Genomic DNA, 25,267 nt, shown 5'->3' with positions numbered 1-25,267 from the left:
CATGATGCCGAAAAGTGAGAGGCGGTTTTCGGGCAACATCATGCTCTATTTCTTGACTAAAACCGGTACCTCATCCGGTTCCTACAACGCAATCACAGCTCCAACCGCGAGTCCACCGCGGCTTTCGGCGCATATGTGCTGGATGATGGTGCGGAAACAGAAACCGGTGCTTTGGCCCTTTTTCCGGTTTTGCAACCGGGGGTTTTTGTTATGGTGGGTCCAGGGCCGGCACCGAAGGACACTGGTGAGGCGGCAGCGCGGCCCGTCACGGCAAGGAGGGTCGAATGCTGAAAGAATTCCAGGAATTCATCTCCAAGGGCAATGTGATGGACTTGGCCGTCGGCGTCATCATCGGCGCCGCCTTCGGCAAGATCGTCGATTCGCTCGTCAACGACATCATCATGCCGATCATCGGCGCGATCTTCGGCGGGCTGGACTTCAACAATTACTTCTTCGGCCTGTCTTCGAACGTCCATTCGGCCACGCTGGCCGATGCCAAGAAAGAAGGCGCCGTCTTCGCCTATGGCAGCTTCCTCACGGTCGTGCTGAATTTCCTGATCCTGGCCTTCATCATCTTCCTGATGGTCAAGGCGGTGAACAATCTGCGCAGGCGACTGGAACGCGAGAAGCCCGCTGCTGCCGCTGCCCCGCCGCCCGCCGACGTGCAGTTGCTGACCGAAATCCGCGACCTGCTCGCCAAGAGATAACGCGGAGCGGGTGCTCTGGACCAAAGCCCCGGCCCCCTGCGGCCGGGGTTTTCCGTTTGGGGATCTGGTAAGAGCGCTCACGAGACGAATACGGATTTTGCCCATGACCCTTATCGAGACCTTGCGCGCGGAAGCCCGCGCTGCGCCCGAAAGCGGCATCGTCGCCGTCATCAATCATGGCCGCCTGCGCGAAGGCCTGATCCCGCTCTGGGCCGGCGAGGGGGACCTGCCGACGCCTTCCTTCATCAGCGATGCCGCCGCCAAGGGACTGGCCGACGGCGAGACGTTCTACACCTGGCAGAAGGGCATTCCCGCGCTCAGGCAGGCGCTCGCCCGTTACTACGCCAGGCATTTTGGCAAGACCTTCGCCGAGGAAGAGTTCATCGTCACCGGATCCGGCATGCATGCCATCCAGTTGGCCATCGACGCGATCGCCGGCAGCGGCGACGAGGTGATCTATCTCTCGCCCGCCTGGCCGAATTTCGCTGCGGCCGCCGGCGTGGCGGGCGCCGTGCCGGTGCCGGTTACTCTCGACCAGTCCAGCAATGGCTGGTCCTGCGACGTCGACAAGATCGCAGCGGCGATCACGCCGCGCACGAAGCTTCTGTTCATCAACACGCCGTCCAACCCGACCGGCTGGACCGCCGACAAGGAGACGCTCCAGGCGATCCTCGATCTCGCCCGCCAGAAGGGCCTGTGGATCATTGCCGACGAGATCTATTCGCTGTTCCACTACGGCCATGGCCGCGCGCCGTCCTTCCTCGACATCGCCACGCCCGAGGACCGTATCCTGTTCGTCAACAGCTTCTCCAAGAACTGGGCCATGACCGGCTGGCGTGTCGGCTGGATCAAGACCCATCCCGCCTTGCAGCAGGTGTTCGAGAACCTGATCCAGTACTCGACCTCGGGCGTCGCGCAGTTCATGCAGCGCGGCGCGGTCGCCGCCCTCGATGAGGGTGACGGCTTCATCGCCGAACAGGTGGAGCGCGCGCGGGCGGCACGCGACCTCGTCTGCGGCATCATTGGCGAAACCGGCAAGGCGCGGTTCGCCGTGCCGCAGGGCGCCTTCTACCTGTTCTTCAGGATTGACGGCCTTACCGATGCTCGAAAAGCCGCCTTCGACATCGTCGACAACGCCAATGTCGGCCTGGCGCCCGGCACCGCCTTCGGCCCCGGCGGCGAAGCCTTCCTCAGGCTATGCTTCCACCGCCGCCTCGATCAACTCGAGGAAGCGGCGCATCGCCTGGCGAAATGGACGAAGACGGTGTGAATCGCCCTGAAGCCGGATTGAAACTCGCTCTGGCGAGTCGGCTGGTGCACCGGCCTACGCCGGCCGTAGCCTTCAAAGGCGGAGGTGCTTATGGGTGCTTCGGCCGGCGAAGGCCGGAGCGCAGCGGACATTCAGGTCCGTGAGCACCGGAAGCGCAGAAAGCTGAGCAGGTGGCCACCGGAGTAGAGTTTCAAACGGCTTCAGCCGCCTGACTTCGGCACCAGCAGCGGAATGATCCGGTCGCTCTTGGCGACGGCGGGACGGCCGGAGCTGGCATAGGGAATGCCCAGCGCATCCCAGGTCTCGACCAGCGCGTCCTGCAGCTCGGCGATCAGCGCGTCCGAATGGAACGGCGTCGGCGTGATGCGCAGCCGCTCGGTGCCGCGCGGCACCGTCGGATAGTTGATCGGCTGGATATAGATGCCGTGTACGCCGAGCAGACGGTCGCTGGCCATCTTGCAAAGCTCGGGATCGCCGACCAGCACCGGCACGATATGCGTGGCCGAGTCCATCACCGGCAGCCCGGCCGCGGCAAGCACCTGTTTGGTGCGCGCCGCCTGGCGCTGCTGGGCGTCGCGCTCGGCCTGCGAGCGCTTGAGGTGACGGATCGAGGTCGTTGCGGCCGCCGCGATCGCCGGCGGCAGCGCGGTGGTGAAGATGAAGCCCGGCGCATATGAGCGCACCGCGTCGATGACGGCGTTGGTGCCGGCGATGTAACCGCCCAGCGTGCCGAAGGCCTTGGCCAATGTGCCCTCGATGATGTCGATGCGGTCGGCCAGGCCTTCGCGCTCGGTGATGCCGCCGCCGCGCGGTCCGTACATGCCCACCGCATGGACCTCGTCGATATAGGTCATGGCGTTGTAGCGTTCGGCGAGCTCGACGATCTGCTTGATCGGCGCGATATCGCCGTCCATCGAATAGACGCTTTCGAAGACGATCAGCTTGGCGCGTTCGCGCCCGGCTGCCTGTAGCAAGCTTTCCAGATGCGCGACATCGTTGTGGCGGAAAATCTTCTTTTCCGCGCCCGAGCGGCGCACGCCTTCGATCATCGAGGCATGGTTGAGCTCGTCCGAAATGATCAGGCAGTTGGGCAGGAGCCGCGCGATGGTCGAGATCGAGGCCTCGTTGGAGACGAAGCCCGAGGTGAAGACGAGCGCCGCTTCCTTGTCATGCAGATCGGCGAGCTCCTGCTCGAGCTCGACCAAAGGGTTCGAGGTACCGGAGATGTTGCGGGTGCCGCCGGCGCCCGAGCCCATCTTGCTGGCCGCGGTCTGGAAGGCGGCAATCACATCGGCGTTCTGGCCCATGCCGAGATAGTCATTGGAGCACCACACGGTGATTTCCTGGGCGCGGCCGTTGGAACGCCAGATGGCGCGCGGGAACTTGCCCACGATGCGTTCCAGGTCGGCGAAAACGCGGTAGCGACGCTCGGCGTGGAGCTGGTCGATCGCATCCTCGAAGAACCGCTGATAGTCCATGTCGACTTCCCAATTTTGGGCCGGATCATAATCACTGCCCCATGCCGCGTCCACCGCGCCCAACCGGTCAAAATGCCACGCCCGTGCCCTGTTCCTAACGATGCCGGATCGTGGCCTATTCCCGGCTGTTTGAAGCAGTTTGGTTTCAGTACGATGCCTCGGGCGCGACGAACTGTTACGGACTTAACATAGGGAGGCTAGTGGGCTTGCGGCGGGTTTTCCAGCATGGTGGCTGTTGAGACAGTTTCCGATAAATCTTGACCAGCGAGGTAGATGATGACGGTTTTGGTGACAGGCGGTGCCGGTTATATCGGCAGCCACATGGTTTGGGAGCTGCTGGACGCCGGCGAGAGCGTCGTGGTGCTCGACCGGCTCTCCACCGGCTTTGAATGGGCGGTCGCCCCGGAAGCAAGGCTCACCGTCGGCGACGTCGCCGACCGCGACCTGGTCGGCCGGATCATCCGCGACAACAAGGTCGACGCCATCATCCACTTCGCCGGCTCGATCGTCGTCCCGGAATCGGTCGCCGACCCGCTCGGCTATTACGAAAACAACACCTGCAAGACCCGCACGCTGATCGAAACCGCGGTGCGTGAAGGCGTGCCGCACTTCATCTTCTCCTCCACCGCTGCCGTCTATGGCGGCGCCGGACTGGAACCGGTGCGCGAGGATGCCCGCCTTGCGCCGGAATCGCCTTACGGCCTCTCCAAGCTGATGAGCGAATGGATGCTGCGCGACGCGGCGCTGGCGCACGACATCCGCTACACGGCGCTGCGTTATTTCAACGTCGCCGGCGCCGATCCGAAGGGCCGCACGGGACAGTCGACCCCCGGCGCCACGCATCTGATCAAGGTCGCCTGCGAGACCGCGCTCGGCAAGCGCCCCTTCATGCAGGTCTTCGGCACCGATTATTCGACGCCGGACGGCACCTGCATGCGCGACTACATCCATGTCAGCGATCTCGCCGCCGCGCACCGGCTGGCGCTGCAGCGGCTGCGCGATGGCGGCGGGAGTCTCGTCGCCAATTGCGGCTATAGCCACGGCTATTCGGTGCTCGAGGTGATCGACAGCGTGCGCCGCGCCTTCGGCCATGACTTCCATGTGCGCATGGGGGACCGCCGGCCGGGCGACGCCGCCGCCGTGGTCGCCAATTCCGAGCTTGCCCGCAAGGAACTCGGCTGGACGCCGAAGCGTGACGATCTCGACCTGATCGTCAACGACGCGCTGGCCTGGGAACGGATTCTGACGACCAAGAACTCCATCAGAAGCTGACTGTTGGGCCAAGGGCTCGTCCGGCGCGTCCGTACACGGTATTGAGAACCCATTCAGCGGCGCCCAAAGGCGTGCGCCGCCGCAATGAGGGAACGGCATGAAGGTCTTGGTTCTCGGCGCCGGCGTGGTTGGCACGGCGGCCGCCTATTATCTGGCAAGGGACGGTCACGAGGTGACGGTGATCGAGCGCCACGAAACGGCGGCGCGCGGCACCAGCCAGTCAAATGCCGGCCTGGTGTCGCCCGGCGATGCCACCGCCTGGGCTTCGCCCGCCGCGCTGAAGACCTTCCTGCGCGCGCTCTGGAACCATGATCTCGGCATCAAGGTCAGGCTGCGCCTCGATCCCTATTTCTATGCCTGGAGCCTGCGCTTCCTGCGCGAATGCACCGTGACGCGGCTACGCGCCAACACCGACGTCAAGCTCAGGCTCGCGCTCCATTCTCGCGACTGCATCAATCAACTGTCGGAGGAGACCGGCATCCATTACGACGAGTGCAAGAAGGGCATTCTCTACTTCTTCCGCTCGCAAAAGAGCCTCGACACCGGCACCGACAATTACCGCTACCTCGGCGAGCGCGGCCTGCCGATCGAGATCGTCGGCCGCGAGCGTCTGGTCGAGCTGGAACCGGGCCTCGCCGGCGTTAAGGAAAAGATCGCCGGCGGCATCTATTCGCCGATCGATCAGACCGGCGATTCCAAGCAGTTCACCGACAAGCTCGCCGCGCATGCAGCCGAGAAGCTCGGCGTCAAATTCCTGTTCGGCACGACGATCCAGGGCCTCGACATCGAGGGCGACCAGGTGCGCGCCGTCATGACCTCGGCCGGGCCGGTCACCGGCGACGCCATCGTCATCTCCATGGGGCCGGAAAGCGGCCTGCTCGGCCGCCGCTACGGCATCGACCTGCCGGTCTACCCGGTGAAAGGTTACACCGCCACCATCCCGCTCGAGGACGAGAGCAAGGGGCCGACCATGGGCGGCGCCGACGAGGACCGGCTGATCGGCTATTCGAGGCTCGGCAATCGTCTGCGTATGTCCTCGACGGCCGAATTCACCGGCTTCGACCGCAGCTTCAAGCCGGGTGATTTCAGGACCATCCTGGAAACCGGCAAGGATCTTTTCCCCGGCGCCTTCGACGAGAAGAAGGCCGTGCTCTGGGCCGGCCTGCGGCCGATGATGCCGAATTCGGTGCCGGTCATCGGCCAGGCGAAATACCGCAACCTCTATCTCGACACCGGCCACGGCCATGTCGGTTGGACCATGGCCTGCGGCTCGGGACAGTTCCTGGCCGACGTCGTCGCCGGCCGCAAGCCGCAGATCGACCCGCGGGGACTGCTTTACGGGACGGCGCGCTGAGAGGTCTTTAATTGCCGAGCTTGGCGCTGCCCCTCATCCGCCTGCCGGCACCTTCTCCCCGTTGAACGGGGAGACGGGAGCTGGCCGCAATGCCAGCACCCATTCTGCAACGCTGGCGATCGGCGAAAAGTGCAAGGAGAGCGTCTTTCTCTCCGTCACTATCCGGGGAGAAATACCCGGCAGGGCAATGAGGCGCGGCGCTAACCAGTCAATGGTCGGTTACGTCTGAACGGCCAACTGCCACGCCCTTACATAATCGCGCCAGGCGTGCTCGGCCGGAGGCCCGGTGCGTTCGCCTTTGCTCAAAACGGTAGCGCCATCTGACGCCAGCAGCGCGGCGCCGATGCTGGTCCCCGTCGAGGTCTCCGATGCGATGACCGGCCGCTCCGCCGCCGTCGCCAGCATTCGGATGAAGAGCCGGTTCTGCGCGAAGGGCCCTTCGACAATCGTCGGTCCTTCGCCGCCGATCAGTTCGAGACAGGTCGCGGTCATCAGCGCCAGATAGAACGAGATGGCGGCGAAGCGCTGGCCCGTGCTCAAGTCGTCGGCATTGAGCCACTGTGCGTCGCGATGCGGAAATGGCCCGGAGCCCTGTTGAGTGGAAGGCAGCAGCAACACCTGCCGCGCCAGAACGGCGGTGGCATCGGCTTCGCTCCATTCCTGTGGCTGGCCCTCGGTCAGCAGCGAAAACTCGCGTCCGCCCATGAAACGCGCCGACGGCACCGGATCGCCGAGTGCATTGACATTGACCAGCGTGTCGCGCGCCGCATCGAGCTCCACCCTCCTGCCGCCGACCGCCATCGACACCACCCATGTGCCGGTCGAAACAACCGAGAAGGGCGGTCGGTCGGACAGCAAGTGCGGCAGCAGCGAGGCGTTGGAATCGTGCAGCCCGCAGAACACCGGCGTCTGGGGATCGAGCCCCGTCCGCCGAGCCAGCTCCGGCAGGATTGGACCAAGCCGGTCCTTTGCCGGCCGTACCGGCGCCATCAGCCGGCGCCAGCCCATCTGGTCTACCAGCGACGAGTAATCGGATGTCCAGGGATTCCAGAGATCGGTGTGGCAGCCGAGCGAGGTCAGCTCATTGGCGGCGACGCCGGTCAGCCGCAGCGCCCAATATTGCGGATACATCAGCATCGCGGCGGCCCTGGTGAATTCCGCCGGGAAACGCTTCTGCTGCCAGAAGAATTGCGCGCCGAGATTGAGGCCGATCGGCAGCCGCGGCGTGCCTGTTTCGCCGAAGGGCGGACGCACGGCGTTATAATCGGCCGCAAGCTGGTCGGGGCCGTCGAATTCGTAATCGAGCACAGGCAGCACCAGTTCGCCTGAGCCGTCGACCAGCGCGCCGGTCGCGCCATGCGTGGTGATCGATATCGCATCGATCCGCCCTTCGCGGTTGAGATCGGCAAGGCTGTTCAGGATGAACGTCCACAGCGCCTCGACATCGTGATGCGGATAGGGCGCTTGCCGCACTGGCGCGTTGGCGATACGGCGCAGCGCGATCTCGCTCAGGGTCGCGAGATCGACAAGCGCCACCTTGGCGTTGGTCTTGCCAATATCGATGACGGCGACGATCATGCCATATGGAACACGGTTTCCAGCGGTACCGCCACCGGCTCGTTGTCGGGTTTGGTCTCCATGAGGTCGGCCATATGCGCCCACCAGCGCTGCATCACCGGGTGCTTCGGAAGATCGGCCATGCCGTGGTCATCGCGGCGCCACAGCACCCCGAACAGGATATTGGTCTCCTCGTCGAGATGGATCGAATAGTCGGAGATGCCGGCCTCTCTCAGCAGCGCGACCAGCTCGGGCCAGATCTCGTCATGGCGGCGCTTGTATTCGGCCTTCATGCCGGGATTGAGCTTCATCTTGAAGGCGTACTTATCCATCAGGCGAAGCGCCCCTCGCGCAGCCGCCGCCAGACGATCGGCAGCGCAATGACGATGATCAGCAGCAGGCCGATGAAGATCGACATGACGATGCCGGGTACATTGAGCAGTCCGAGGCCGAACGTCACCAGCCCCATGATGAAGGCGGCTAGCACGACGCCAAGGATGCTGCCGGCGCCGCCGAGGATCGACACGCCCCCTAGCACCACCATGGTGATCGCCTCGAGCTCGTAGCCCTGCGCGATCGACGGTCGCGTCGAGCCGAGCCGCGAGGTGATCAGCACCGAGGCGATGCCCGACATCAGCCCGGTCAGGCAGAACAGGATGAACTTGATGCGGTCGACGCGCACGCCGGAGAACTGGCAGGCGACGGGGTTGTTGCCGATGGCGAAGACGCGGCGGCCGAAGCTCGTGCGGTGCAGCACGAACCAGTAGATCAGCGCCGCGACGAGGAACAGCGCCAGCTCGAACGAGAAGACCCACCAGACATAGCCCTGGCCGAAGAAGGCGAAGCTTTCCGGATAGCCCTTGTAGGCCTGATCGCCGAGGATGATGAAGGCGATGCCGCGGAACAGGCTCATCGTGCCGATGGTGACGACTATGGAAGGCAGGCCGAGCCGGGTGACGAGCAGCCCGTTGAAGGCGCCGCAGCCGAGCCCGACGGCAATGCCGATCGCCATCAGCACCGGCGTTCCGGCGCCGGCCTGCACGGCCATGCCCATCATCGTCGAGGCTAAAGCAACGATCGCCGCGACCGACAGATCGACCTCGCCCGAAATGATCAGCAGCGCCATGGCTAAAGCGATCAGGCCCTTTTCGGTGAAGTTGAAGGTCAGATCCGACAGCGACCACGGATCGAGGAAATAGGGCGAAGCAAAACTGTTCACCGCGAAGATGAGGACCGCGATGACGACGAGCAGCGCCTCCCAGGAGAAGATCGCCGAGGAGAGCGGCTTGTCGAGCCGGTCTGGGATGTGGCGCGGGGCAGGGGTGTCGGTCATGCCGCTTCCGCCTTTCTCAGGATGATGCGGCCCTGCCGGCGCTCGCCGCGTGCGTTGAGCACGACGGCCAGGATGATGGCGCTGCCCGAAATCGCCATCTGCCAGAAGGGCGAGATGTTGATGACCGGCAGCGCGTTGGAGATGATGCCAAGGAACAGCGCGCCCAGCACCGCGCCGCCGACCGAGCCGATGCCGCCGGCCATCGAGATGCCGCCGATCACGCAGGCGGCGATGATGTTGAGCTCATAGCCGTTGGCGACTTCGACCGAGGCGATCACGTAACGCGAGATCCACAGATATCCGGCGAGCCCGCCGATCATGCCGGAAATGCAAAAGACGATGAATTTTGTGCGGCCGACATCGATGCCGGCATAGACCGAGGCGGTCGGATTGACGCCGATGGCGTAGATCGAGCGGCCGATCTGCGTGCGCGTCATCACCAGGAAGAACAGCGCGATCACGATGATCGCGATCCAGGACAGCATTGGCAGGCCGAGGAAGGCGGTGCGCTGGAAATTGATGAAGTCGGGGCTCATCTGGTCGGCATTGACCCAGGCGCCGCCGGAGACGACGAAGGTCGCTCCCCGATAGATGGTGAGCGTGCCCAGCGTCACCACGATCGACGGGATGTTCAGCCGCCAGACCAGGAAGCCGTTGATGGCGCCAAGCACCAGGCCGACGGCAAGAGCGATGACGATCAGCACCGGGATCGGGATCGCGGGATGCGCGGCGTTGAGCATAGCCACCACCATGCCGGTGAAGCAGAGGTTGGACGCCATCGACAGGTCGATCGAGCGCGTCAGGATGACCACCATCTGGCCCAGCGCCAGGATCATCAGGATCGAGGTGTCATTGAACACCTGGCGCAGATTGGTCGGGTCGGCGAAGCCTGGGAAGCGCGTTGAGATCAGGCCAACCAGCACGACGATGCCGGCCAGCAGCCACATCTCGCGATATTTGAGGAACCTTTTCATGCCACGATCCCCGCTGCCGTCCGAACCAGCGTCTCGGCGTCGAGCCCTTCATTGTCATAGGTGGCCGCGATGCGGCCCTCGCGCATGACCACGACGCGGTCCGACATGCCGAGGATTTCGGGCAGTTCCGACGACACCATGATCACCGAAAGGCCTTGCGCGACCAGCTCGGCCATGAAGCCGTGCACGGCGGCCTTGGAGCCGATGTCGATGCCCTTGGTCGGCTCGTCGAGGATGATCACCTTGGGCGTGGTGGCCAGCCATTTGGCGATAACGACTTTCTGCTGGTTGCCGCCGGAAAGCGTGCCGACATCCTGGCTGAGCGATGAGGCGCGCAGATCAAGCCGCTCGGTGTAGGAGCGGGCGAGCGAAAACTCTTCCGCCAGCCTCAGCACGCCGGATTTCGAGGTGCGCTTCAGCGAAGGCAGCGATACGTTCTGGAAGATGGGCAGGCCGATCACCACGCCCTGTTTGCCGCGCTCTTCCGGCACATAGACGATGCCGGCCTCGATCGAATCCGCCGCCGATTTCGGTGCGATCGTCTTGCCGTCGAGCGAAATCGCGCCCCGGCTGGTGCGGGTGATGCCGGCGATCGCCTGCATCACCTCGCTGCGCCCGGCGCCGACCAGTCCATAGAAGCCGAGGATCTCGCCCTTGCGCAATTCGAAGCCGATGTCGTCGAACTCTGTCGGGTGCGACAGGCCGGAGATGGAAAGCACCGGCGCGCCGATCTTCGGCTCGCGCCGCGGGAAGATGTGGTCGACGTTGCGGCCGACCATCATGCGCACGATCTCGTTCTGGCCGGTATCTTTCAGCAGGCCTTCGCCCACCATCTCGCCGTCGCGGAAGACGGTGTAGCGGTCGGCGATGCGGTAGATCTCGTCGAACTTGTGGCTGATGAAGAGCACCGCCTTGCCTTCGCTCTTCAGGAATTCGATCAGCAGGAAAAGCTCCTCGATCTCCTTCATCGAAAGTGCCGCGGTCGGCTCATCCATGATGACGATGCGCGCGTCGATCGACATCGCGCGGGCCACCGCCACCAGATGCTTATTGGCGATGCCGAGGTCCTTCAGCCGCGCGTCAGCGTCGATATGGCCGGCGCGCATCGTCTCCAGCACCTCGCGGGCGTTCTTGCGCATAGTGCGCCAATCGATGGTGCCGAAGCGGGTGCGCGGCGCATGGCCGAGAAAAATGTTTTCGGCGACCGAAAGATCGTCGAACAGCACTGTCTCCTGGTGGATGGCGGTGATGCCGTGGCCGAAGGCGGCATGCGCGCTAGGTAGCGTCGTGGTCAGGCCGTCGATGCCGATCTCGCCTGAATCGGGCTGGTAGATGCCGGTCATGATCTTGACCAGCGTCGACTTGCCGGCGCCGTTCTCGCCGATCAGCGCCGTCACCTGTCCCGGATAGAGCGACAGGCTGACATTGTGCAGCGCGCGCACGCCCGGAAAACTTTTCGAGATGCCGGAGAGCGTCAGGCGAGGAGCCGAGGTTGGGGGCCGTTCGTCTACTTTGCCGTGATGGGCCGTCGTATCCATAGTCGTATCAAGCCCGTCTATATTCCGTGTTGACTCCCCCTCACCCGACCTCCGCTTCGCTCGGTCGACCTCTCCCCGAGGGGAGAGGAGGTTTGCGAGCCTGGCTCCAGGCTCTTCTCCCCACCGGGGAGAAGGTGGCCGCGAAGCGGCCGGATGAGGGGGTAGCGCCGTTGGTTCCAGGATCAATAGATCTTGGAGAACTTCTCGATGTTGGTCTTGTCGAACTGGAAGGGCGGAGCCATGGCGGCCGAGTTGGTGTCGTCGAGCGTCACCTTGCCGACGCGGCCGATCGACAGCGTGGCGCCGGGCTTCGCCTCTTCCTTCTTCACCGCCAGGTCATGGGCGAGATAGATCGCCGAGTAGCCGAGGTCGATCGGGTTCCAGAGCGCAACCGCCTGGCTGGCGCCATTGTCGATGAACTTCTTGAACTCGGACGGCAGCGCGAGGCCGGTGACATTGACCTTGCCGATCAAGCCTTCGTCGGTCACCACCTGTGCGGCGGCGACAACGCCGACGGTCGTCGGCGCGATGATAGCCTTGAGGTTCGGATAGGACTTCAACAGGCCTTTGGCCTCGTCGGTGCTCTTTGCCGAGTCGTCATCGCCATAGACGGTGGCGACCAGCTTGATCTTCGGAAATTTCTCCGGCAGCACCTTCTTGGCCGCTTCGATCCAGGCGTTCTGGTTGGTCGCGGTCGAGGACGCCGACAGGATGGCGACGTCGCCGCCTTCCGGCAGATAATCGGCGGCGAGCTTGATGATGGTCTCGCCGATCAAATTAGTGTCGGACGGATTGAGGTGGAGCTGGCGGCCTTCCTTGGCAACGCCGGAATCCCACGAGATAACCGTGATGCCGCGCTCCATCGCCTTCTTCAGCACCGGCACCAGCGCGTCGGCGTCATTGGCCGAAACCGCGATCGCGTTGACCTTCTGCGCGATCAGCGAATTGATGACCTCGATCTGCGCTTCGGCGGTAGCCTTGGTCGGGCCGGTATAGATGACGTCGACATCGCCCAGTTCCTTGGCCGCTTCCTCGGCGCCCTTGTTGGCGGCGTCGAAGAAGCCGTTGCCGAGCGACTTCACCACCAGCGCGATCTTGACGTTCTCGGCATAGGCAGCATTCACGAACATGGCGGCGGAAAAGGCCGCCGTAACCAGCAGTTTCTTCAAAAAGCTCATCGAATATCCTCCCTTGAGCGTTGCATTCCATCGCCGCTGCGGGCGCGAGTTTCCTCAGGCCTGCAGTGAAGATTCTTCCTTCTCGCTTGACTGTCTGCGGGCGACGATCAGCGCTACGCCCGCCGTTTCCAGCATCTTGGCCTCGCGGTCCTCGATGCCGTCGTCGGTGATCACGGTCGCGATGCGCGACAGCCCGCACAGGATCAGGCTGGAGCGCATGCGGAATTTCGAGGAATCGACCAGCACCACCAACTCGTCGGCCTGGTCGATCAATTTCTGCTCGGCCTGGATCAGCAGCGGATCGCCCTCCATCAGCCCGAGCGGCCCCAGCCCCTGCGCGCCCATGAACATGCGCCGCGCATAGAAGTTGCGCGTCACGTCATTGTCGAAGGGCGATAGGACGATGTTCTGCTCGCGGTAGATCGTGCCGCCCGACAGCATCACCGTATTCTTCGAGTGCTTGAGCAGGTGCTCGGCGATCGGGAAGGAGTTGGTGAAGATCGGCATGCGGCGTCCGGTCAGGAAATGCACCATCTGGAAGGTGGTGGTGCCGCCATTGATGATGATCGGCTCGCCGTCCGCGCAAAGGCTCACGGCTTCCCGCGCGATCGCCCGCTTCTGCGCGGCGTTCAGCGTCTCGTTGACGGAGAAGGGCCGGCCGGCGAGGCCGATGAATTGCGGCGGCGAGATCGCCTCGGCGCCGCCGCGCACCCGGCGCAGGCGCTTCTGCACATGCAGCGCCGCGATGTCGCGCCGGATCGTCGCCTCGGAGGAGTCCGTCAGCTCGACCATCTCCTGCACCGTCACCACAGGCTTTTCCTGGACGGCGGACAGAATGATCCTGTGGCGCTCTTTCTCGTGCATGCTTCCTCCCTGCCCAAGCATCAGGCCTTAGAAAACACGCAGTGTCAATCATTTCCGATCATATATTTTCATTGTGCAGTGCAATATGACCGATATTGATCGTTTGTGATTGACAAGCGCAGCGCTTGCGTAGACATTTCCCGGCGAGAAATGAGGGGGCACGGCGTTCGCGCTCCAGGGAGGATACCTATGCTCGACAAGCGCTCCGGCTCGCGCCTCGCCAATCTTTGGGACCATGCAAAAGCCGAGGGAATGAGCGGCCCCGAGCTCCTGGTCTATCGCTCGAACACGCTGGGCTCCGACAAACGCGTCACCAATTATGGCGGCGGCAACACCTCGTCCAAGGTCTGGCAGAAGGATCCGCTCACCGGCGAGGATGTCGAGGTGCTGTGGGTCAAGGGCTCGGGCGGCGACAGCGCCTCGATCAAGCTTGACGGTTTCGCCACGCTCTACATGCAAAAGCTGCGGGCGCTGAAAGGCCTTTATCGCGGCGTCGAGCACGAGGATGAGATGGTGGGCTACCTGCCTCACTGCACCTTCAACCTCAATCCGCGCGCAGCCTCCATCGACACGCCGCTGCACGCCTTCGTGCCGAAGGCTTGCGTCGACCACATGCATCCCGATGCCATCATCGCGGTCGCCGCAGCGAAGGATTCCAAGGCGATCACCAAGGAGATCTTCGGCGACACCATCGGCTGGCTGCCGTGGAAGCGGCCGGGCTTCGAGCTCGGCCTATGGCTGGAAAAATTCTGCCTCGAATATCCCGATGCCAAGGGCGTCGTGCTGGAAAGCCACGGCCTGTTCACCTGGAGCGACACGCCGAAGGAATGCTACGAGACGACGATCTCGGTGATCAACCAGGCGATCGACTGGTTCGAGCGCAAATCCGAGGGCAAGGCGATCTTCGGCGGCGAAGTGGCAAAGTCGCTCGACGCATCGGCGCGCCGCGCCGTCGCGGCCAAGCTGATGCCGCGGATCCGCGGCCTGATCTCCGAGAAGAGCCACAAGCTCGGCCATTTCGACGACCAGCCGGCCGTGCTTGAATTCGTCAACTCGAAAGACCTGAGGCCGTTGGCTGCGCTGGGCACCTCATGCCCCGACCACTTCCTGCGCACCAAGATCCGGCCGCTGGTGATCGAGTTCGATCCGGCAAAGCCGGATGTCGATGCCGTCATTGCGCGTCTGGCCGACGACATCGCCGCCTATCGTGTCGGCTACCAGGCTTACTATGACGCCTGCAAGCATGCGGACTCGCCCGCCATCCGCGATCCGAATGCCGTCGTCTATCTGATGCCGGGCGTCGGCATGTTCACCTTTGCCGGCGACAAGGCGACGGCGCGCATCTCCGGCGAGTTCTATGTCAACGCCATAAATGTCATGCGCGGCGCCTCGACCGTGTCGTCCTATGTCGGCCTGCCTGCACAGGAAGCCTTCGACATCGAATACTGGCAGCTCGAGGAAGCCAAGCTCCAGCGCCTGCCGAAGCCGAAGGCGCTTGCCGGGCAGATCGCCTTGGTCACCGGCGGCGCCGGCGGCATTGGCCGCGCCGCCGCCAACCGACTGCTGCGCGAAGGCGCCTGCGTGGTGCTCGCCGATATCGACGAGGCCGCTTTGGCCAGCGCCAATGAAGAGCTCTCGAAAGCCTACGGCAAAGACTTCGTCCGTCCGGTGCGCATCGACGTCACGTCGGAGGATCAGGTGCTTTCCGGCTTCGCCGAAACGTCGGTCGAGTTCGGCGGCATCGACATCCTGGTTTCCAATGCCGGGCTAGCCTCCTCGGCGCCGATCGAAGAGACGACGCTGACCTTGTGGAACCGGAACATGGATATCCTGTCCACCGGCTATTTTCTGGTTTCGCGCGAGGCCTTCCGGCTGTTCCGCGCCCAGAAGATCGGCGGCAATGTCGTCTTCGTCGCCTCGAAGAACGGGCTAGCTGCTTCGCCAAACGCGTCCGCCTATTGCACGGCCAAGGCGGCCGAGATCCATCTTGCCCGCTGTCTCGCGCTGGAAGGGGCGGAGGCGCAGATCAGGGTCAACGTCGTCAATCCGGACGCCGTGCTGCGCGGCTCAAAAATCTGGACCGGCGAGTGGAAGGAACAGCGCGCCGCCGCCTACAAGATGTCGACCGACGACCTCGAGGAGCATTATCGCTCGCGCTCGATGCTGAAGCGCTCGGTCTTCCCGGAGGACATCGCCGAAGCGATCTACTTCTTCGCCTCCGATATGTCCGCCAAGTCGACCGGCAACATCGTCAACGTCGACGCCGGCAACGCGCAGAGCTTTACGCGCTAAGATTCCTTCTCCCCGTTCCACGGGGAGAAGGTGCCCGAAGGGCGGATGAGGGGCAGCGCCAGCCGACGAATACTGGGAGGAAGAGCAGTGTCCGAAACGATCATCTCGACTGACGTCGTCGAAAAAAGCAACGCCGCCCGCCAACCCGACCTCGACCGCGACTACGCTTCGCTCGGCGAGCGTCTCGACCGGCGCGGCATCGCCATCGACGCGATCCGCGACAAGGTGGAAAAATTCGGCGTGGCGATCCCGTCCTGGGGCGTCGGCACCGGCGGCACGCGTTTCGCCCGCTTTCCGGGCGCCGGCGAGCCGCGCGACATCTTTGACAAGATCGAGGACTGTGCCGTCATCAGCCAGCTGACGCAGGCGACGCCGACCGTCTCGCTGCACATCCCGTGGGACAAGGCCGATCCGAACCGGCTGAAACAGGCGGCGTCCCGCTTCGGCCTCGGCTTCGACGCGATGAATTCGAACACCTTCTCCGACGCCAAGGACCAGAAGCTTTCCTACAAGTTTGGATCGCTGTCGCATGCCGATGCCGGCACGCGCCGCCAAGCGGTCGAGCACAATCTCGAATGCATCGAGATCGGCAAGACGCTGGGCTCCAAGGCGCTGACGGTGTGGATCGGCGATGGCTCCAACTTCCCCGGCCAGGTCAATTTCGCCAAGGCTTTCGAGCGCTATCTCGAGGCCATGCGCGAGATCTATGCCGGCCTGCCGGGCGACTGGCGGCTGTTCACCGAGCACAAGATGTACGAGCCGGCCTTCTATTCGACGGTGGTGCAGGATTGGGGCACGAATTACATCATTGCCAAGGAACTCGGCGACAAGGCCTTCTGCCTGGTCGATCTCGGTCATCACGCACCCAACGTCAACATCGAGATGATCGTGTCGCGGCTGATCCAGTTCGGCAAGCTGGGCGGCTTCCACTTCAACGATTCCAAATATGGCGACGATGACCTCGACGCCGGTTCGATCGATCCCTACCGGCTGTTCCTCATCTTCAACGAACTGGTCGATGCGGAGCTTTCGGGCGCCAAGGGTTTCCACCCTGCGCATATGCTCGACCAGAGCCACAACGTTACCGACCCGATCGAAAGCCTGATGCTGTCGGCGGTCGAGGTGCAGCGCGCCTATGTGCAGGCGCTGCTGGTCGACCGCAAGGCGCTGGAAGGCCTCCAGGATGACAATGATGCGCTGATGGCGACGCAGACGTTGAAAACCGCCTACCGTACCGACGTCGAGCCGATCCTCGCTATGGCACGGCTGAAAACCGGAGGCGCCATCGATCCCGTCGCCGCCTATCGCGAGGCCGGCTACCGGGCCAAGGTTGCGGCGGAGCGGCCGGCGGTTGCGGGTGGCGGCGGCGGGATTGTCTGACAGGCAGCGCCACTCCCCCTCATCCGGCCGCTTCGCGGCCACCTTCTCCCCGAGGGGAGAAGAGATCAGCGCCGCCGCACGCTCCTCTCCCCTTGGGGAGAGGTCGGATTGCCCGAATTGCCCTTGCAATTCGACTTGGCAATCCGGGTGAGGGGCCACTCGCGCTGCTTCAATTGTTATTGGACTAATTCGCTGTGGCGGTCTTTCCTACGCGTCCCCCAACGCCAGGAGCACCGCCATGCCCTTGACCCGCCGGACGCTGATCGCCGTCAGCCTTTCGCTCACCTTTGCCTTCACGCCAGCCGCCCTTTTCGCCGCTTCGCCGACCCCCGCCAAAGGCGAGCACGGCATGGTGGTGACCGCCCAGCATCTAGCCACAGAAGTCGGTGTCGACGTGCTGAAGAAAGGCGGCAACGCCGTCGATGCCGCGGTTGCCGTCGGCTATGCGCTCGCCGTGGTCTATCCCAATGCCGGCAATATCGGCGGCGGCGGTTTCATGACCGTGCGCATGAAGGACGGTCGCACGACCTTTCTCGATTTCCGCGAGCGCGCGCCGCTCGCCGCCACCAAAACCATGTATCTCGACAAGGACGGCAAGCCGATCAAAGGCGCCAGCCTCGACGGCTATCTGGCGGTCGGCGCGCCCGGCTCGGTCGCGGGCTTCGAGACGGCGCGCGAGAAATACGGGACCTTGTCGAGGCAGGATCTGATGGCGCCGGCGATTGCCTACGCCAAAGACGGCTTCGTGCTCAACCAGGGCGATGCGGCTTCGTTCGCCGGCAGCGCCGACCGGTTGGCGAAGGACCCGGCTGCCGCCGCCATCTTCCTGAAGAAAGACGGCAGGCCTTACGGCATCGGCGAGAAGCTTGTTCAGCCGGACCTTGCCGCCTCGCTGTCGGCGATCTCTGAAAAGGGGCCTGACGCCTTCTACAAGGGGGCGATTGCCGATGCCATCGTCAAGGCGAGCGGCGCGAAAGGCGGTATCCTCGCCAAGGGCGATTTCGAGCAATATGCCGTGCGTGAGCTGAAGCCGGTGACCTGTTCCTATCGCGGCTACGAGATCATCTCCTCGCCGCCGCCGAGCTCGGGCGGCGTCATCATCTGCGAGATACTCAATGTGCTGGAGGGCTATCCGCTCTCCTATCTCGGCGCCGGCTCGGCTGAGACGGTCCATGTCATGGTCGAAGCTATGCGCCATGCCTATGTCGACCGCAATTCGGCGCTCGGCGATCCGGATTTCGTCGACAATCCGGTCTCGAAGCTGCTCGACAAGAGCTATGCGAAAGACATCCGCGACAAGATCGACCCGTTCCGTGCCGGCGTCTCGAAGGAGCTGATGCCGAAAGGCTTCGGCGAGTCCAAGGAAACCACGCACTATTCGATCATCGACAAGGACGGCAATGCGGTTGCGGTCACCTATACGCTGAACGGCTCCTTCGGCGCCGGCGTCGTCGCCGGCGGCACCGGCATCCTGCTCAACAACGAGATGGACGATTTCACTCAGAAGCCCGGCGTGCCCAACCTCTATGGATTGGTCCAGGGCGAGGCCAACGCCATCCAGCCGAGGAAGACGCCCTTATCCTCGATGAGCCCGACGATCGTCACGAAGGACGGCAATCCGTTCCTGGTCATCGGCAGTCCCGGCGGCTCGCGCATCATCACCATCACGCTGGAGGCGATCGTCAACGTCATCGATCACGGCATGGACATCCAGCAGGCGATCGACGCGCCGCGCATCCATCATCAATGGCTGCCGGACACTCTCTATGTCGAGCCTTTCGGGCTGTCGCCGGACACGGAGCGGCTGCTTGCCGGAATGGGCTACCATCTCGACTTGAGCGACCAGACCTGGGGGCAGGCCGCGGGCATCCTGGTCGGCGGCAAGGGCCTGGCGGAGATCGAGAAGGGCGGCGGCGCCCGCTACAATGGCGCCATCGACAGCCGCGCGGCCGCCGGCGAGGCGCTGGGATATTAGATGACCAGCGTGATGGTCGAAGCGATCAGCATGACGGCGGCAATGGCGACGAACAGCGCATAGATGCGCGGCCGGTCGAGCAGCAGCGCATTGCCGGAAATCCAGGCCGCGGTAGCGCCGCCTAGCGCGAACAGGAAGCCGTTGCGATGGCCGAAGGACATGGAGGCGGCCATCAGGCCGCCGATGATCAGCGCGCCGAAGACGATAATGACGGCGACCGCGTATTTCTCGAAATCATTGCCGCCGCCCATCGCCGGCCCCATCGCATTGAGATTGGGCAGGTCGTCCGGGTCGAAGGGGCTGGTCGAGCCGTATTCGTCTTGACCGAGGGATTCGCGCATCATTCGTTCTCCGCTGGGCGGCAACAAACCATCAACGCCAGCCGAGCGCAACCCGGGAAAGCCGCCACTGCGATGCATTCGCCGCCCGGCTGATGCCCGCGTGCCACGGTTTTCCGGTCAGTTTCAACGGCGGTAGCGGCGTTGCGGTTCCCACGGGCATGATGCCGAAAAATGTGAAGCGTTTGCGGACGACATCATGCCCCATCTCTGGCCTTGATCTACCTGGAAAAATCACTGCGCACGATGCCGTGCCGCTGCAGCTTGTCGTAGAAGGTCTTGCGCGGGATGCCGAGCGCCTCGATGGTGCGCCGGACGTCGCCGTCATTGCGGCCAAGTGTCTCGCGTATGATCTCGGCCTCGTAGCGATCGAGCCGTTCAGGCAACGGCATCGCGGCGTCGCTTTCCATTGCCGCGGGGGAAGGCGTTTCGCCGACATCCTCGAGCCCGAGCACGAAACGTTCGGCGAAATGGGCGAGCTCGCGCACATTGCCCGGCCAGTCATGGTCCCTCAGATGATGCTGGACCGCGGCGGAGATCGCCGGCAGGGTGCGACGGAAGCGGGCGGCGGCGCGCTCGGCGAAGTAACCGAACAGCAGCGGCACATCATTCCGCCGCTCGCGCAGCGGCGGGATCGAAAGCGTCACCACATTGAGCCGGTAAAAGAGATCCTCGCGGAAAGCGCCGCGCTGGCTGGCATCGCCGAGATCGACCTTGGCTGCCGCGACCACCCTCAGATCGACCGGGCGCACCTCATTGGTGCCGAGCGGCGTCACCTCGCGCATTTCCAAGACGCGCAGCATCTGTACCTGTGTTGAGGCCGGCATGCTTTCGATCTCGTCCAGGAACAGCGTGCCGCCGCTCGAATGCTCGATACGGCCGACGCGCTTCTTCTGCGCGCCGGTGAAAGCGCCGGGCTCGTGGCCGAACAACTCGCTTTCGATGACCGTCTCCGGCAGCGTACCGCAGTTGAGCGCGACGAAATTGCCCTTGGCGCGGCGGCTCCAGCGATGCAGCAGGCTTGCCACCACCTCCTTGCCGGAGCCGGTCTCGCCGGTCACCAGCACGTCGACATCGGTGTCGGCGATCTGCCGCAATGTCCGGCGCAACCGCTCCATCGCCGGCGTCTGGCCGATCAGCGGCAATCCCTCTTGTGCCTGCTCTGCCGCTTCTCGCAAAGCGCGGTTTTCCATCACCAGCCGACGTTTCTCCGCGGCGCGCGCAACGCTCTGCGCCAGCCGGTCGGCGGCGAAAGGCTTGGTGATGAAGTCGTAGGCGCCGTCCTTGATCGCCTTGACCGCCATGGCGATATCGCCATGGCCCGTGACCAGGATGACGGGAATGTCGGGATCGAGCCGCAGCACGCGGTCGAAAAGCTGCAGGCCGTCGACCTCCGGCATGCGGATGTCCGAGACGATCACGCCCGCGAAATTCCTGTCGAGCGCCGCCAAAGCTTCGCTCGCCACCGCGTAAGCCGACACCGCAAAGCCGGCAAGCTCCAGCGTCTGCCTTGTCGCCTTGAGCAGATCGCTGTCGTCATCGATCAGGATCACCGGTGCTGGGTCATGCTTGGTCATGCTGCGCCGGCTTTCGACAGATGGATGGTGAAGCGTGTGCCTTGGCCGCTGCTCGAAACCTCGATACGCCCGCCATAGTCGGCGACGATGTCTTTGGAGATGACGAGGCCGAGCCCGAGGCCCTTTTCTTTCGAGGTGTTGAAGGGCGTGAACAGGGATCTCAGGATCGCGGGCGGGATGCCCGGCCCGTTATCGGAAACGACCAGCGCTACGTCTTCGGCGGTTTCGGTGGCGAAGACTTCGACCCGCGCGCCGTCATGGCCAGCGAGCGCCTCCAGCGCGTTCTGGAACAGGTTGATCAGCACCTGCTCCAGCCGCAGCCGGTTGCCCATCACCTTCAGCGCCAGCGGCGGCAGCGTGACCGCCAGCGCGTCCAGCCGGCCGGCGAAGCGGCTCCTGAGCAGCACCACGGCGCCTTCGATCACGCTGCGCAGCTCAACCGGTTCGGCGGCGGTGCGGCCCTTGCGGGCAAAGGCTTTCAGCTCTTCGGTGATCGAGCCGATGCGCTCCGTCAGCGCGGCGATGGCGCCAAGGTTCTCTTCGGCCGACGCGCTCTGCTTGCGCTCCAGGAAAACGCGCGCATTGTCGGCATAGGCGCGGATCGTCGCCACCGGCTGGTTGATTTCATGCGCGACGCCGGCGGCGACCTGGCCAAGCGTGGCAAGCCGGTTGGCCTGGACCAGCTCCTGCTGCATCACCTGCAGCTTCGCCTCCGTGCTGCGATGGTCGGCGATCTCGGCCTGCAGCCGGTCGCGCGCCAGGCTGAGGTCCTGCGTGCGCTCGACGACCCGGCGCTCGAGCTCGACCCGCGCGGCCTGTTCGGCGGCAATCCGCATCTGGCCGGATTGCCGACGCCACAACAGATAGGCGGCAAAGGCGATGAGCGGAACGAGAATACCAAGCGTCAGCAGCCGCATCTCGCGCTGCGCCGCCGCGATCGGCGCCTCGGCCGGAACGAGATAGTCGAGCCGCCACGGCGTCGACGGCACCGCGGTCGACAGCCGCAGATACTGGGCGTCGCTGCCCCCGGGCGTGATGGCATGAACCAGCGCGACGTCGGAGCTCAGCGGTTGCGGTTTCGTGATCGGCAGGGGCACCAGTGGCGCATCGCCGAATTGCTGGCTGGCGCGGATGGCGGCGCTGACCGGAGCCGCCAGCGGCGCCGTCGTCATGAAGCGCCAGGAGGGCACGCTGGTGATCAGCACCACGCCATGCTCGTCGCTGACATAGGCCGGGCGGTTGGCCTCGTGCCAGTCGGCCTCGAGCTGGTCGAATTCCATCTTGACCACGACGACGCCGAGCGGCCCCGAGGCGCCGTCGACGCGGCGCGAAATGTAGAGGCCCGGACGTTTGCTGACATTACCGAGCGCGAAATATTCGGCCGTGCCGGTTTCCATAGCGCCCGAGAAATAGGCGCGGAAACCATAGTCGTTGCCGACGAAGCTCACCGGTTCGCGCCAATTGCTGGAAGCGATCGCCAGGCCGTCCGTGCCGGTGACGTAGAGCACCGAGGCCTTGGTGCCGGACACCAGCCCTTCGAGCTTGCGGTTGAGCACGTCGATCGAGGCAGGGCTGCGCTCGCTCAACGCGTCACGCACCTGCTGGTCCTCCGACAGCAGCAGCGGCAGCGCGCGCGGGTTTTCCAGTACCGCGCGCAGCAGCGCCACCTTAAGGTTAGCGTCGGTGCGTCCCTGCGTGGCCAAAGCCTCGATCTCGGTCGAGCGGCCGTAGAGGCCTGCGCCGTAAAGCGCTGCCGCGATGATCGCCAGCGCTACCGCCCCGAACAGCAGCCAGGCGCGGCGTGCCCGCCCGGCGAGCAGTTCGGGCGTCCAGGCGAAGACAGCGGCAGGGCGTTGCAGCATGCCGCATCTGTGCATGAATTCGCACAAAGCACAATTCGACCTATGCGGATAAGCGCACGGAAAGCTCTCGAAGATGCCCGTCGTCGGTTCGAAAAAACAACAAAATCAATATTTCGAGGGCTTCGGCCGTCATCTGGCACGCGCGTTGCAAATGCATCCGCAGCAGCCGCGAGGCTGTGGAGGTCAACAGCTCCCAGGGAGGTCGAGTGTTCTCGATCGGGGGCCGAATGGAGGATATCATGCAGACAGCAATCGCTGCCGCCGAACCGCGCGGCAAGGTTCCCTTTTACCGGCATCTCTATGTCCAGGTTCTGGTGGCGATCGCCGCCGGCATCCTGCTTGGCCATTTCTATCCCGACCTGGGCGCCTCGCTGAAGCCGCTTGGCGATGCCTTCATCAAGCTGGTCAAGATGGTGATCGCGCCGGTGATCTTCCTCACTGTGGCGACCGGCATTGCCGGCGTTTCCGACCTGCAGAAGGTCGGCCGCGTTGCCGGCAAGGCGATGATCTATTTCCTCGTCTTCTCGACTCTGGCGCTCGTCGTCGGCCTCGTCGTCTCCAACGTCGTCCAACCTGGCGCCGGCATGCACATCAATCCGGCCACGCTCGACGCCTCGAAGGTCTCGACCTTCGCCGAGAAGGCGCATGACACGACCATCGTCGGCTTCCTGATGAACATCATCCCCGACACCATCACCGGCGCCTTTGCGCAGGGCGATATCCTGCAGGTGCTGTTCTTCTCGGCGCTGTTCGGCATCGCCCTGGCGCTGGTCGGCGAACGCGGTCGCCCGGTCGTCGATTTCCTCCAGGCGCTGACCGCGCCGGTCTTCCGCCTCGTCGCCATCCTGATGAAGGCCGCACCCATCGGCGCTTTCGGCGCCATGGCCTTCACCGTCGGCAAATACGGCATAGGCGCAATCGCCAACCTCGCCTTCCTGATCGGCACCTTCTATCTGACGTCGCTGCTCTTCGTGCTCGTCGTGCTCGGCGCTGTCGCATGGTACAACGGCTTTTCCATCCTGGCGCTGATCCGCTACATCAAGGAAGAGCTGCTGCTGGTGCTCGGGACCTCGTCGTCGGAAGCGGCACTTCCCGGCCTGATGGCCAAGATGGAGCGCGCCGGCTGCAACCGCTCGGTGGTCGGCCTGGTCATCCCGACCGGCTATTCCTTCAACCTTGATGGCACCAACATCTATATGACGCTTGCCGCGCTGTTCATCGCCCAGGCGACCGACACGCCGCTCACCTTCGGCGACCAGATCCTGCTTTTGCTCGTCGCGATGCTGAGCTCGAAGGGTGCGGCCGGTATCACTGGCGCCGGCTTCATCACCTTGGCCGCCACGCTCTCGGTCGTGCCCTCGGTGCCGGTCGCCGGCATGGCGCTGATCCTCGGCGTCGACCGCTTCATGTCGGAATGCCGCGCGCTCACCAACTTCGTCGGCAACGCGGTCGCGACCATCGTCGTGGCCCGCTGGGAAGGCGAGCTCGACCAGAAGCAATTCGCCGCCGCCATGGCCGGTCAATTGCCGGAAGAGGCTGATCTTGCGCTGTCGGGCGGCCTGCAACCTGCCTGATCGCCGTCCGAAATTGCGAAAGACAAACGGCATCCTCCCGATGCCGGACAGGTCGCGGCTCTGCCGCGGCCTGTTCTTTTTGTCGGCCGCCGCATAGGCTGCGCGAGCCGAATTCTCGGCGAGACATTCAGCCGAGAGGGCGGTCGATGAGCAGCGCGTATCCCGAGATCTATCTTGTCCGTCACGGCGAGACCGAATGGAGCCTCTCGGGCAGGCACACCGGCCGCACCGACATCCCGCTGACGGCGAAAGGCGAGGAGGCCGCGCGCGCCGTTGCCGACCGGCTCAAGGGACTGACATTCCAGGCGATCTGGTCTAGCCCCTCGCGGCGCGCCTTCGACACCTGCCGGCTCGCCGGCTTCGGCGAGCGCGCGGTCAAGAAGCCGGACCTGCAGGAATGGGATTACGGCGCCTATGAAGGGGTGACGACCAAGGAGATCCTGTCCAGGCGACCCGGCTGGCAATTGTTTCGCGATGGCTGTCCGCAGGGCGAGACGGCTGCCGATGTCGGCGCCCGCGCCGATGCCATCGTCGCCGAGCTGCGCGCGGTTGCCGGCAATGTGCTCATCTTCTCCAGCTCGCATTTCCTGCGCGTGTTCGCCGCGCGCTGGGTCGGCCTGCCGCCGCAAGGTGGCGAGCACTTCGTGCTCGATACCGCCAGCCTCAGCATCCTAGGCTACGAGCATGACCTGACAGAGCCGGTCATCCGGCGGTGGAACCAGAAGTAGCGAGCGCGGGCTCCCC

General features: G+C 64.2%; 20 protein-coding genes. 9 read left to right on the top strand and 11 right to left on the bottom strand.

What is annotated here, in order from left to right; all coding sequences use genetic code 11:
- The first annotated feature begins 284 nt into the window (after positions 1-284).
- Positions 285-707 carry a large conductance mechanosensitive channel protein MscL gene (gene mscL, locus LB553_RS10475; RefSeq protein ID WP_224512924.1) on the top strand — a complete coding sequence of 141 codons (423 nt, stop codon included), beginning with the start codon at positions 285-287 and terminating at the stop codon, positions 705-707.
- 103 nt (positions 708-810) lie between these two features.
- Positions 811-1,977, top strand: a complete 1,167-nt coding sequence (locus LB553_RS10470; protein WP_224512923.1) for a pyridoxal phosphate-dependent aminotransferase — start codon at positions 811-813, stop codon at positions 1,975-1,977.
- A 200-nt stretch (positions 1,978-2,177) separates the two neighbouring features.
- On the opposite strand, the gene hemA is transcribed toward LB553_RS10470, so the two are convergent.
- Positions 2,178-3,455, bottom strand: a complete 1,278-nt coding sequence (hemA, locus tag LB553_RS10465) for a 5-aminolevulinate synthase (RefSeq protein ID WP_224512922.1) — start codon at positions 3,453-3,455, stop codon at positions 2,178-2,180.
- Between the two features lie 276 nt (positions 3,456-3,731).
- On the opposite strand from hemA, the gene galE reads away from it, so the two are divergent.
- Entirely contained in the window at positions 3,732-4,727 is a 996-nt protein-coding gene (gene galE, locus LB553_RS10460; protein ID WP_224513039.1) for a UDP-glucose 4-epimerase GalE, read from the top strand.
- 97 nt (positions 4,728-4,824) lie between these two features.
- Positions 4,825-6,081, top strand: coding sequence for a D-amino acid dehydrogenase (locus tag LB553_RS10455; protein WP_224512921.1), 1,257 nt, complete (start codon positions 4,825-4,827; stop codon positions 6,079-6,081).
- A gap of 219 nt (positions 6,082-6,300) precedes the next feature.
- Here LB553_RS10455 and LB553_RS10450 read toward each other — a convergent pair whose 3' ends face one another.
- The 7 genes from LB553_RS10450 to LB553_RS10420 form a co-directional block, all read right to left on the bottom strand.
- The gene (locus LB553_RS10450; RefSeq protein ID WP_224512919.1) at positions 6,301-7,659 is read right to left on the bottom strand and encodes an FGGY-family carbohydrate kinase; all 1,359 of its coding nucleotides are present in this window, start codon (positions 7,657-7,659) and stop codon (positions 6,301-6,303) included.
- Entirely contained in the window at positions 7,656-7,970 is a 315-nt protein-coding gene (gene rhaM / locus LB553_RS10445; RefSeq protein WP_224512917.1) for an L-rhamnose mutarotase, read from the bottom strand. The genes LB553_RS10450 and rhaM overlap by 4 nt, the downstream gene beginning before the upstream one ends.
- Positions 7,970-8,971 carry an ABC transporter permease gene (locus LB553_RS10440; RefSeq protein WP_224512915.1) on the bottom strand — a complete coding sequence of 334 codons (1,002 nt, stop codon included), beginning with the start codon at positions 8,969-8,971 and terminating at the stop codon, positions 7,970-7,972. The genes rhaM and LB553_RS10440 overlap by 1 nt, the downstream gene beginning before the upstream one ends.
- Positions 8,968-9,945 carry an ABC transporter permease gene (locus LB553_RS10435; RefSeq protein WP_224512913.1) on the bottom strand — a complete coding sequence of 326 codons (978 nt, stop codon included), beginning with the start codon at positions 9,943-9,945 and terminating at the stop codon, positions 8,968-8,970. The genes LB553_RS10440 and LB553_RS10435 overlap by 4 nt, the downstream gene beginning before the upstream one ends.
- Positions 9,942-11,483 (bottom strand): sugar ABC transporter ATP-binding protein, encoded by a 1,542-nt coding sequence (locus LB553_RS10430; protein WP_224512911.1) that lies wholly within the window; start codon positions 11,481-11,483, stop codon positions 9,942-9,944. Before LB553_RS10430 ends, LB553_RS10435 begins: the two co-directional genes overlap by 4 nt.
- Positions 11,484-11,665: 182 nt before the next feature.
- Positions 11,666-12,661 (bottom strand): rhamnose ABC transporter substrate-binding protein, encoded by a 996-nt coding sequence (gene rhaS / locus LB553_RS10425; RefSeq protein ID WP_224512909.1) that lies wholly within the window; start codon positions 12,659-12,661, stop codon positions 11,666-11,668.
- 54 nt (positions 12,662-12,715) lie between these two features.
- On the bottom strand, positions 12,716-13,525 hold the full coding sequence (locus LB553_RS10420) for a DeoR/GlpR family DNA-binding transcription regulator (protein ID WP_224512907.1): 810 nt from the start codon (positions 13,523-13,525) through the stop codon (positions 12,716-12,718).
- A gap of 189 nt (positions 13,526-13,714) precedes the next feature.
- Between LB553_RS10420 and LB553_RS10415 the strand changes: the two genes are divergently transcribed.
- The 3 genes from LB553_RS10415 to ggt all read left to right on the top strand — a co-directional run bounded on the left by LB553_RS10415 (position 13,715) and on the right by ggt (position 19,172).
- Entirely contained in the window at positions 13,715-15,817 is a 2,103-nt protein-coding gene (locus tag LB553_RS10415; RefSeq protein WP_224512905.1) for a bifunctional rhamnulose-1-phosphate aldolase/short-chain dehydrogenase, read from the top strand.
- Between the two features lie 45 nt (positions 15,818-15,862).
- A complete protein-coding gene (gene rhaI / locus LB553_RS10410) occupies positions 15,863-17,197 on the top strand; it encodes an L-rhamnose catabolism isomerase (RefSeq protein ID WP_224512903.1) in 1,335 nt (444 codons plus the stop codon).
- 238 nt (positions 17,198-17,435) lie between these two features.
- On the top strand, positions 17,436-19,172 hold the full coding sequence (gene ggt, locus LB553_RS10405; protein ID WP_224512901.1) for a gamma-glutamyltransferase: 1,737 nt from the start codon (positions 17,436-17,438) through the stop codon (positions 19,170-19,172).
- Here ggt and LB553_RS10400 read toward each other — a convergent pair.
- The 3 genes from LB553_RS10400 to LB553_RS10390 all read right to left on the bottom strand — a co-directional run bounded on the left by LB553_RS10400 (position 19,169) and on the right by LB553_RS10390 (position 22,949).
- Positions 19,169-19,516, bottom strand: a complete 348-nt coding sequence (locus LB553_RS10400) for a hypothetical protein (protein WP_224512899.1) — start codon at positions 19,514-19,516, stop codon at positions 19,169-19,171. The genes ggt and LB553_RS10400 overlap by 4 nt on opposite strands.
- A gap of 215 nt (positions 19,517-19,731) precedes the next feature.
- On the bottom strand, positions 19,732-21,087 hold the full coding sequence (locus tag LB553_RS10395; RefSeq protein WP_224512897.1) for a sigma-54-dependent transcriptional regulator: 1,356 nt from the start codon (positions 21,085-21,087) through the stop codon (positions 19,732-19,734).
- Entirely contained in the window at positions 21,084-22,949 is a 1,866-nt protein-coding gene (locus LB553_RS10390; RefSeq protein ID WP_224512896.1) for a sensor histidine kinase, read from the bottom strand. The genes LB553_RS10395 and LB553_RS10390 overlap by 4 nt, the downstream gene beginning before the upstream one ends.
- 239 nt (positions 22,950-23,188) lie before the next feature.
- Here LB553_RS10390 and LB553_RS10385 point away from each other — a divergent pair, with 239 nt between their 5' ends.
- Positions 23,189-24,523, top strand: coding sequence for a dicarboxylate/amino acid:cation symporter (locus tag LB553_RS10385; RefSeq protein ID WP_224512894.1), 1,335 nt, complete (start codon positions 23,189-23,191; stop codon positions 24,521-24,523).
- Positions 24,524-24,669: 146 nt separating this feature from the next.
- Positions 24,670-25,251, top strand: coding sequence for a histidine phosphatase family protein (locus LB553_RS10380; protein WP_224512892.1), 582 nt, complete (start codon positions 24,670-24,672; stop codon positions 25,249-25,251).
- Positions 25,252-25,267 lie beyond the last annotated feature (16 nt).

The sequence above is a fragment of the Mesorhizobium sp. CA8 genome (assembly GCF_020164955.1).
Classification (GTDB): Bacteria; Pseudomonadota; Alphaproteobacteria; order Rhizobiales; family Rhizobiaceae; genus Mesorhizobium.
This window is presented reverse-complemented; position numbering and strand designations above follow the sequence as displayed.